This is a genomic window from Trichococcus sp. (assembly GCF_049684335.1).
Lineage (GTDB): Bacteria > Bacillota > Bacilli > Lactobacillales > Aerococcaceae > Trichococcus.
This window is the reverse complement of record NZ_JBAVFV010000047.1, coordinates 1-9105: the sequence shown is the minus strand read 5'-3', so window position 1 is coordinate 9105 and position 9105 is coordinate 1. Positions and strand designations below refer to the sequence as shown.

The window sequence follows — 9105 nt, the reverse complement described above, 5'->3', positions numbered from 1 at the left end:
ATCTCGAACACAGAAGTTAAGCTTCTTAGCGCCGATTGTAGTGAAGGGTTTCCCTTTGTGAGAGTAGGACGTTGCCGCGCAAACGAAAAGCAAGCATGCAGGATATTCCTGATGCTTGCTTTTTTTTTGTGCTTTTTCAGATTAATCCGCCTGTTGATTTTGTTTCCCAAACAGCTGCACAGCGTACAGAAATTCCCCGTCATAATGGACGCCGATGCCTACCTCGAGGAAATCGGGATGAACCATATTCGCGTAATGCCCTTCACTTTCCACCCATCCATCGAACAAAAATTGGGCCATACCTTCTTCGTCCTTGAAATAGGTCGCCATTGCCAGATTTTCCCCGACCGTTTGATAAGGGTACCAGTAATCATCGGTCAGGATGATTGTGTAAAAATCGGTTCCGTCCGGCCGGGTATGCGAAAACGATGTCTGTGTTTCAATAGCCCGATGATCGGCCGCCGCTTTAAGGGTTTCATTTTTGGTAAGGGGAAGCAAGCCTTGCTGCAGGCGAAGGTCATTCAGCAAAATCATGATTTTATCTTCCACTAGGGTATAGTCGATTTCATCAGGTCGGGTGAAGGGAGCTATAAGCAGGTCGACGCCTTCAGGGCTTGTCAGCACTTGAATTGTCTCAGCCACATCCGTTTGGACTGTTTGCTCGAGAAACGGAAATTTTTCGTTCAAAGCATTACGGTTTATTCCATATCCGATCAACAACGCTGCTATGCCAGTGAACAGCAGGCCTCTAATGATTCGCATCCGCACCGCTCCTTTCAGATTTTCGAATAGTTTATTACTGGGAAATATCCAGTAGATTCAAGTATGTTTCCATTATAGTCAATTATCCACCCAATGTCCTGAAGAAAGTCTGGGATTCGTTTTTTGTCGGATAGTTTGTTAAGATGAGGATAATAATCGGAAGTAGGCAACTTATTGTGGGCTGATTGTTGGAAGGGGAATTGCTATGAACAAAAAGTTGGGATTGCTGTTTATTTTCTGCGCTAGTGTCTTTGCTGCATGCCAAAATGAGACCGAAAGTTCAACCGTAAATTCTGTGTTGAGCGAAGAATCAGCTGCTGTTGCTGCCGAGTCCGAGGAAAGTGTTGCTAAAACGATTATCTTTTCAAGCGGCGTAAAGGACGGAATCACCAGAGGAGATAAGTATAACTATTTTGCCTTAGAAGGTACTGCTGAAGGGTTTGATCAAGTGACGACCCTCATAGAAGGAACAGCTGTTGATTACCGCGAGACAAACAACGTGTGGGAGTTTGATTATCCGTATCAAGGCCCCGGGATCGAAACGGAAATTACTTTCACGACGGATACATCCGTCAGCTATGGCGATACCGGCATCGATCTGGATGATCTTGCTCCTGAAAGCTATGTTACCATAACTTTTATGCCCAATGAAAAACCAACGATAACCCCACCTGCTTTTACGGTTAATGAAGGCGAAGCGCAAAACTTTTTGAGCGACGATTCCGGGATAAATGAATTGGTAACGGTGACGGAAATCCGAGAAATAGATGGGCTGGAAGAACTCAACCCGCTTGGAGAAAAACTGTTGGAAGTGGAAATACAATACGTCAACAACGGCAACAGCGATACCTATATCGCACCCAACTACTTTTTGGCACTTGATGGTGAGGGGAAAAGCCTGCCACTGCGCTATACCCATTTCTGGCTGCATACTGTCGCACCGGGGGAGTCTTTCACAGAAAAGGCTTATTTTGACCTCACCAGCGAAGGGCCGTACGCAATTCAATTTTTTGATGGTGCTTGGATCGACAGCGAGGAATCGGGCGGTACTGTCAATGACCTCTAGCTGAACGAAGGCTATCAAAAAAATACAGAAATTGTCTGGCTTTGGGATTATGCTAATTAATGGATAAAAGGAAACAGCCTTGTGCAGCGAAAGCTGGACAGGGCTGTTCTACGTTTTCTGAGATACGGCTGCAAAATTTGTGCGTTACTTTTAGGTACGGACAACCAAAACATCACACGGTGCATGACGGACCACATAGTTAGAGACCGATCCAACAAAAGCCCTGGTGATTGCACCTTTACCTGTCGCTCCGATGACAATAAGATCGATGTTGTATTCTTTTGGAAATGCTTCAGCGATCAATGTCATTGGGTTGCCGTTGGTTACAGACTTCTTGATTTCAATCCCTTCATTTGTGGCGAATGTCATCATTTCATCAAGGAATTCATATTGCATATCCTTGTATGCTTCCGTCACTCTGGATTCATATTCAGGGCTAAGAGGAACATTGCGTGTGTCCTGAACGTAGATAATGTGCAACGCGGCGTTATTGCGTTTGGCAATGGCAACAGCTTTTTTGAACGAATCTTCTGACTGACCTGAACCGTCAACGGGAACCAAAATATTTTTGTATTCTGCTAACATTTTTACCCGCTCCTTTTTTGATTTTGTTCAGAAAACGCTTCCTACATTCATTTTACAACAACAAGGTTTGAAAAGGAAGCCGGGAACCGGTGACAAAAATGAGAATTATTTGGCAGAACTATTAAAAAGAAATGAAGCATGCTAAAATGAATTTACGAAACAAGAGAGGATTGAAGACGGATATGACGGAAACGAACCAAGAGCGGGATATCAGATATTGCAGGCAGACGAAGGTGATTCAGACGCACCATGTCTTTCCGTTCGATTCAAATTACCATGGTACTTTGTTCGGCGGTAAGCTGATGAGCATGATCGATGATTGTGCGGCAATTTCCGGGGAGCGTTTCGGTCGTACGACCAATGTGACTGCATCTGTGGATACGTTGAACTTCCTCAAGCCGCTTCCGACAGGGCATTCGGTCTGCATCGATACGTTTGTGTCAGGAGCAGGCAAGACTTCCATGGAAATCTTCACAAAAGTGACTGGGGAGAATCTTCGGACGGGGGAACGTTACTTGGCGGCTACCTGCTTTTTGACATTTGTGGCGCTCCCTGATGAAAATGGGGATAAAGTCTGTCTTCCAAAAATCGTACCGGAAACGGTAGAGGAAAAATTCATCAACAGCGGATATGAAGAAAGACGGCAAAAGCGGAGAGCCGATCTGGACTACCAAAAAGAGCTGCATGAACATCTCACGATAGAAATACCTTGGGCAGACTAGCGTTTGCAGGCAGAAACAGCATAGCAACCCTTGATCTGAATAGCATGGAAAGAAATACATACAAATGATGGAGCAGGAGTGTGTCAACGTGTCGAAAATTAACGGAAAAGATTTATTGGGTCAGCCATTTTTTAATAAAGGGACTGCATTCACTCTGGAAGAACGGGCAACATTGGGATTGGAAGGTTTGTTGCCGACTGCAGTGCGTACATTGGAAGAGCAGGGAGAGATTGTCTATGCGCAATTGGGGCAACTGACCGATGCCTATTCCAAGCAGAAGCACCTGATGAATATCTATGCCCAGAACCGCGTGCTTTTTTACCATGTCATCGGGAAACATGTGACGGAGTTGTTGCCGGTCATCTATACGCCGACCATTGCGGACACGGTCATGAATTATTCGCGGGATTATCAGATCCCCCAGGATGCGGTCTATTTGGATGTGAATCGTCCGGAAGCTATCCGCAGCGCTTTGCTGAACGGCAGCAGAGGAATGGATGAAGAAATCAAAATGATGGTCATTACGGATGGCGAAGGGGTGCTTGGGATCGGCGATTGGGGTATTCAGGGCATCGCGATTTCGGTAGGGAAACTGGCCGTCTACACAGTCGCTTCGGGATTAAATCCGCAGCAGGTATTGCCGATCGTTATCGATGCGGGCACAAACAACCAAGCGTTGCTGGAGGATCCGTTCTACCTTGGCAACAAGCACAAACGCGTGACCGGAGAGGCTTATTACCCATTCATCGAAACGTTTGTTGAAGAGGCTTCCGCGCTGTTCCCGGATGTGTTGTTCCATTGGGAAGATTTCGGCCGCGACAACGCCGCTAATATTCTGGAACAGTACCGCGATAAAATCTGCACGTTCAATGATGACATCCAAGGAACCGGCGTGATGATGTCGGCTGCGATGGATTCGGTGGTCAGAGTCACTGATAAGCCGATTACAGAACACAAAATCCTTGTTTTCGGCGGCGGAACTGCCGGTGTAGGTGTTTCCGACCAAATCCTCATGGAGATGCTGCTGCAAGGTGCTGACAGCGAGGAAGCCCGCAAACAATTTTACATGGTGGATCGCTACGGTCTGGTCACTGATGATATGGCAGACCTGACGCCGGGTCAGCAAAAATATGCGCGCGCCGCGGATGAGTTCCCTACACAGCTGACCGATTTGGCTGAAATCATCGATGCCGTCAAACCGACTGTCCTGATTGGCACTTCAGGCCAAGCCGGCGCCTTTACGCAAGCAGTCGTCGAAAAGATGGCAGCATACAATGAACGTCCGGCTATCATGCCAATCTCCAATCCAACAAGATTATGCGAAGCAAAGGCTTCGGATGTCATCGCTTGGTCCGAGGGAAGAGCGTTGGTCGTCACCGGCAGCCCATCCAATCCGATCGCATACAATGGCGTGAACTATAAAATCGGGCAAGCGAATAACGCCTTATTGTATCCGGGCTTAGGCTTTGGGATCGTCATCGCAAAAGCGAAGACAGTTACGGACAGAATGCTGTCCGCTGCCGCGCACGGCATCACTTCCCTGCAGAACTTGGAGGAAGCGGGAGCAGCGATTTTGCCGCCGGTTTCCCAGTTGCGCGAAGCATCAAAATTGGTTGCGGCAGCCGTCATCCAAGCAGCCATCGAAGATGGTGTGAATGGTGTTGAAATAACGGACCCGATGGAGGCTGTCGAAGCTGCCATCTGGAAAGCAGAATATTAGAACAAAAAACACGTCCGTAAACGGAAGAAATGACAGAAAGGAACGGGATGAATGGAATATCGGATTGAACATGACTCATTAGGGGAAGTAAAAGTAGCAGCAGATAAATTATGGGGTGCACAAACACAGCGCAGTCTGGAAAACTTCAAGATCGGAATCGAAAAGATTCCGATGGAAGTCATCTATGCATTGACCGAAATCAAACGGGCTGCCGCAGCATCAAACCATGAAGTCGGTTTGTTGGATGAGACTGTGGCAAAGGGCATCCTTTTGGCGGCTGACGAAGTGCTTGAAGGAAAATGGGACGATCAATTTCCTTTGTCCGTATGGCAGACCGGAAGCGGTACGCAATCCAATATGAACGTGAACGAAGTGCTAGCGAACCGGGGCAACCAGCTTGTTGACGGCGGCATCCATCCTAACGACCATGTGAACAAGGGCCAGAGCTCCAATGATACATTCCCGGCTGCCATGCACATCGCCGGCGTCCTGTACATAAAAAATAAACTGTATCCGGCGATTGAGCAATTGATTGGCACCCTGACCCGTCTGGAACATGAAAATGCGGCAATCGTCAAATTGGGCCGCACTCATCTTCAGGATGCGACGCCATTAACCTTAGGCCAGGAAATCAGTGCATGGCGCGTTATGCTTGAGGAAACCAAGTCCATGATCGAGGACTCCTTGAAATACATGCGGCAAGTGGCTTTAGGCGGGACAGCTGTAGGAACGGGTCTGAATGCCGATCCGATCTTCATCCAAAAAACGATCGAAAAAGTTGCGGAACGCACTGGTGAAGCTTTCGTAGGAGCAGAGAACAAATTCCATGCGCTGACCAGCAAGGATGCTTTTGTGCATACGCACGGGGCAGTCAAAGCATTGGCAGCCAATTTCTACAAGATTGCAAATGATGTCCGTTGGTTGGCGAGCGGCCCGAGAAGCGGAATCGGCGAAATCAGCATCCCGATGAATGAGCCTGGAAGTTCAATCATGCCCGGAAAAGTCAATCCGACGCAATCCGAAGCCGTAACGATGGCCTGCATCCAAGTGATGGGCAACGACAGCGCCATCGGGTTTGCAGCTTCGCAAGGTTCTTTCCAGCTGAACACCTATATGCCGCTCATCGTGAACAGCTTCATGCAGTCTGTACGCCTGCTTGCGGATGCGCTAATCAGTTTTGATGAAAACTGTGCGAGTGGAATCAAGGCAGAACAGGACAAAATCAGCCATAACCTGACCAATTCCTTGATGCTGGTGACTGCGTTGAACCCGTACATAGGATATGAGAAAGCAGCCAAAATCGCCCAGAAGGCTTTCGTGGACGGCACTTCCCTGAAGGAGGCGGCTGTCGCGATGGGACATGTCACTTCTGAAGAGTTCGATAAGTACGTGGATCCGATGAAGATGGTATAATTTTTTCCGACGAAGTGCGGGTCGACAGGCAGGTCCAGTCGATCCGCTTTTGTTGTCTATCATTTTGAAACAGAATAAACATAGGAGGCCTAAAAATGGATATCACCTTGGAATTGATGAAGCACAGCATTTTGGAAGGTGAGCGGATTTTGCTGCGTCCTGTTGGTTTTGCCGATGCTCCGGATATGTTCGTGTATGCTTCCGATGAGGAAACGACCCGTTTTGTCTTCGAAATGCATCGCAATCGGGCAATGACAGAAGAGGCCATCGCGAATTACTTCATGGCGGCGCCGGCGGGAAAGTATGCGATTGTAGTGAAGGACACCAAAAAGATGATCGGGACGATCGATATCCGTCCGAACCCTACTGACCGCATTGCGGAAATGGGCTACACCTTGAACAAGGATTACCGCGGGAACGGCTATATGACGGAAGCCGGCAAGCTCATCACGGCTCTGGCTTTTGAAGTTTTGAAACTGGAAAAAGTTTTTGCGATGCATGACGTTCTCAACCCGGCTTCGGGCGAGGTGATGAAACGGCTAGGGATGCAACCGGAAGGCGTATTGCGCAGACACAAAGTCTTCAAAGGGCGCAGCTGCGACATGGCTTATTACGGAATTCTGAAGGAAGAATATTTCCAGCAAGCAAGGAAAGTCTAAACCGCAAAAAAGCATTGCTATTTCGGAGCTTTTCTCATACAATAATTAGTGATTGAACGTAAGGAATAGTATATGGATGATGGGCAAAGAGAGTCTTTCCTAGGCTGGAAGAGGGACCCCCACTGATCCGTTGAACCTACCTGACAGTATGCCTTAGAAATATGGCCGGTTTTCTGCCGTTACCAGATGTTGAGTTGGGCTTTCGTCAATAATGAGAGCCAATGAAGGTGGTACCGCGGAAATACATCAGGAAAGTATATTTCGTCCTTGTTAAGGATGGATTATGCTTATTTTTTTGCAATCAAATAGAAAAAATATTTTAAAATCAGGAGGAAAAACATGAGTAACTTACAAAAAGAAGATTTTTCAGCATGGTATATCCAAACCATCAAACAAGCTGATCTGATGGATTATTCACCTGTACGCGGCTGCATCATTTTTAAACCGGACAGCTATGAAATCTGGGAACATATCCAGGAAGAATTCAACGCACGCTTCAAAGAGGAAGGTATCCGCAACGCCTACTTCCCGATGCTGATCCCGGAATCATTCTTCACAAAAGAAAAAGACCATATCGAAGGCTTCAGCCCGGAATTACCATGGGTTACGGAAGCTGCCGGCGAAAAATTGGAAGAACGTTTGGCATTGCGTCCAACATCGGAAACGATGATCGGTACGGCTTTCGGTGACTGGATCAATTCTTACCGCGATCTGCCGATGGAAATCAACCAATGGGCTAACGTGTTCCGTTGGGAAAAGAAAACCTTGCCGTTCTTGCGTACTTCCGAATTCCTTTGGCAAGAAGGACATACTGCCCATTCTGATGAAGAAGATGCGCGCCGTCGTACCATGCGTATGCTGCAAGTCTACAAAGAAGTCATCGAAGGTTTGTTGGCAGTACCTGTCTACGAAGGGCAAAAAACGCCTTCAGAACGTTTCGCAGGTGCGGTTGATACCTACTCCGTAGAAGCGATGATGAAAGACGGAAAAGCAGTTCAGGCCGGCACTTCCCACTATATGGGCACAAAATTCGCGGAAGCATTCGACATCAAATATTTGAACCGTGATAACGAACACGTTTATGCGCATACTACTTCTTGGGGCGTCTCCACACGTTTGATTGGTGCAATGATCATGGTCCACGGCGATGAACAAGGATTGGTGTTGCCTCCTAAAGTCGCAGCGAAACAAGTTGTCTTGATGCCGGTTGGCCCATGGAAGAAGAAACCTGAAATCGTGGAACGTCTGGAAGTATTACAAAAAGATCTGAAAGCTACCGGTATCCGCGTTCTCTTGGACGACAGCGACAACTCGCCTGGATTCAAATTCAACGAGTGGGAACTGAAGGGCGTACCGATGCGCATCGAATTCGGACCGCGCGATATGGAAAACAACCAAGTAATGGTGAAAATGCGTGACCTTTCCGACAAAGTGGCTGTATCCTTGGATGAAATCATGGACTTCGTGCCGAAAGCATTGGACGAAATGCAAGTCCGTTTGTTAGAAACGGCCCGTGAAAACCGCAAAGCCAATGAATACACCAACATCGACACGTTGGACGAACTGAAAGCACATATCGAAGCGAAGAAAGCAGCAGGTGAAGTGCCTGGATTCGTATTGGCAGGATGGGACGGCGAGCTTGAAACGGAAGCGAAGATCAAGGAAGAAACTGGCTTCACGACCCGCAACATGCCTTTCAACCCACCAATCGAAAAAACAACCTGTATCGTTTCAGGCAAACCAGCCAAACACACAGTTTGGTTAGCTAGAGCATATTAAAACAGTGAATATTGAAAGCTATAGAGTAAAATAAATGAGGTTTGTTGCCGTATTCTCTGAATATTGGCAGCAAACCTCAATTGTTTATGAAAAGTATACAGAATGTTTTGATCATCAAAACGGAATGGCAGGAAGGCGAAATGAAGAAAATGCAAAGAATGACTTATTTAGACTGCGCTAAAGGTGTCGCTATCATATTGGTTGTTTTGGGACACATTGATATGGGGAATAATCCTCTAAACAACTGGATTTATTCATTTCATATGCCGCTATTTTGTTTGAAAATAAATAGCTGAAAAATGCGCAAAAAGTCACTCCCATGCTATAATTTAAGTGGAAAAAATTTTTTTAGTTTGCTCTAGCCTGTTGCCGCAGTCCTAGAGCTTTTTTTGCGTCGTA

At 47.0% G+C, this 9105-nt stretch carries 8 protein-coding genes and 1 rRNA gene; 7 read left to right on the top strand and 2 right to left on the bottom strand.

The features are described from left to right. Nucleotides 1–80, top strand: a 5S ribosomal RNA gene (gene rrf, locus WBM30_RS08940); the annotation flags it as partial. A 61-nt stretch (nt 81–141) separates the two neighbouring features. On the opposite strand, the gene WBM30_RS08935 is transcribed toward rrf, so the two are convergent. Continuing rightward, the gene (locus WBM30_RS08935; RefSeq protein WP_424900393.1) at nt 142–762 is read right to left on the bottom strand and encodes a CAP domain-containing protein; all 621 of its coding nucleotides are present in this window, start codon (nt 760–762) and stop codon (nt 142–144) included. Nucleotides 763–967: 205 nt separating this feature from the next. Between WBM30_RS08935 and WBM30_RS08930 the strand changes: the two genes are divergently transcribed. Next, a complete protein-coding gene (locus WBM30_RS08930) occupies nt 968–1828 on the top strand; it encodes a hypothetical protein (protein WP_424900392.1) in 861 nt (286 codons plus the stop codon). Nucleotides 1829–1978: 150 nt separating this feature from the next. Here WBM30_RS08930 and WBM30_RS08925 read toward each other — a convergent pair whose 3' ends face one another. Beyond that, nucleotides 1979–2413 carry a universal stress protein gene (locus WBM30_RS08925; RefSeq protein WP_424900391.1) on the bottom strand — a complete coding sequence of 145 codons (435 nt, stop codon included), beginning with the start codon at nt 2411–2413 and terminating at the stop codon, nt 1979–1981. 146 nt (nt 2414–2559) lie between these two features. Here WBM30_RS08925 and WBM30_RS08920 point away from each other — a divergent pair, with 146 nt between their 5' ends. From WBM30_RS08920 to proS, 5 genes are all read left to right on the top strand, one after another. Beyond that, nucleotides 2560–3135 (top strand): acyl-CoA thioesterase, encoded by a 576-nt coding sequence (locus WBM30_RS08920; RefSeq protein WP_424900390.1) that lies wholly within the window; start codon nt 2560–2562, stop codon nt 3133–3135. Nucleotides 3136–3202: 67 nt separating this feature from the next. Next, on the top strand, nt 3203–4855 hold the full coding sequence (locus WBM30_RS08915) for an NAD-dependent malic enzyme (RefSeq protein WP_424900394.1): 1653 nt from the start codon (nt 3203–3205) through the stop codon (nt 4853–4855). Between the two features lie 51 nt (nt 4856–4906). Continuing rightward, nucleotides 4907–6268, top strand: a complete 1362-nt coding sequence (fumC, locus tag WBM30_RS08910; protein WP_424900389.1) for a class II fumarate hydratase — start codon at nt 4907–4909, stop codon at nt 6266–6268. A 95-nt stretch (nt 6269–6363) separates the two neighbouring features. Beyond that, nucleotides 6364–6927: a GNAT family N-acetyltransferase gene (locus WBM30_RS08905; RefSeq protein WP_424900388.1), complete on the top strand. Its 564-nt coding sequence runs from the start codon at nt 6364–6366 to the stop codon at nt 6925–6927. Between the two features lie 339 nt (nt 6928–7266). After that, nucleotides 7267–8706 (top strand): proline--tRNA ligase, encoded by a 1440-nt coding sequence (proS, locus tag WBM30_RS08900; RefSeq protein ID WP_424900387.1) that lies wholly within the window; start codon nt 7267–7269, stop codon nt 8704–8706. The last annotated feature ends 399 nt before the right edge of the window (nt 8707–9105 follow it).

Excerpts from the sequence above, each read along its gene's own strand:
- WBM30_RS08935 (WP_424900393.1), bottom strand. The coding sequence starts at position 762 with ATGCGAATCATTAGAGGCCTGCTGTTCACTGGCATAGCAGCGTTGTTG.
- WBM30_RS08930 (WP_424900392.1), top strand. The coding sequence starts at position 968 with ATGAACAAAAAGTTGGGATTGCTGTTTATTTTCTGCGCTAGTGTCTTT.
- WBM30_RS08925 (WP_424900391.1), bottom strand. The coding sequence starts at position 2,413 with ATGTTAGCAGAATACAAAAATATTTTGGTTCCCGTTGACGGTTCAGGT.
- WBM30_RS08920 (WP_424900390.1), top strand. The coding sequence starts at position 2,560 with ATGAATTTACGAAACAAGAGAGGATTGAAGACGGATATGACGGAAACG.
- WBM30_RS08915 (WP_424900394.1), top strand. The coding sequence starts at position 3,203 with ATGGAGCAGGAGTGTGTCAACGTGTCGAAAATTAACGGAAAAGATTTA.
- fumC (WP_424900389.1), top strand. The coding sequence starts at position 4,907 with ATGGAATATCGGATTGAACATGACTCATTAGGGGAAGTAAAAGTAGCA.
- WBM30_RS08905 (WP_424900388.1), top strand. The coding sequence starts at position 6,364 with ATGGATATCACCTTGGAATTGATGAAGCACAGCATTTTGGAAGGTGAG.
- proS (WP_424900387.1), top strand. The coding sequence starts at position 7,267 with ATGAGTAACTTACAAAAAGAAGATTTTTCAGCATGGTATATCCAAACC.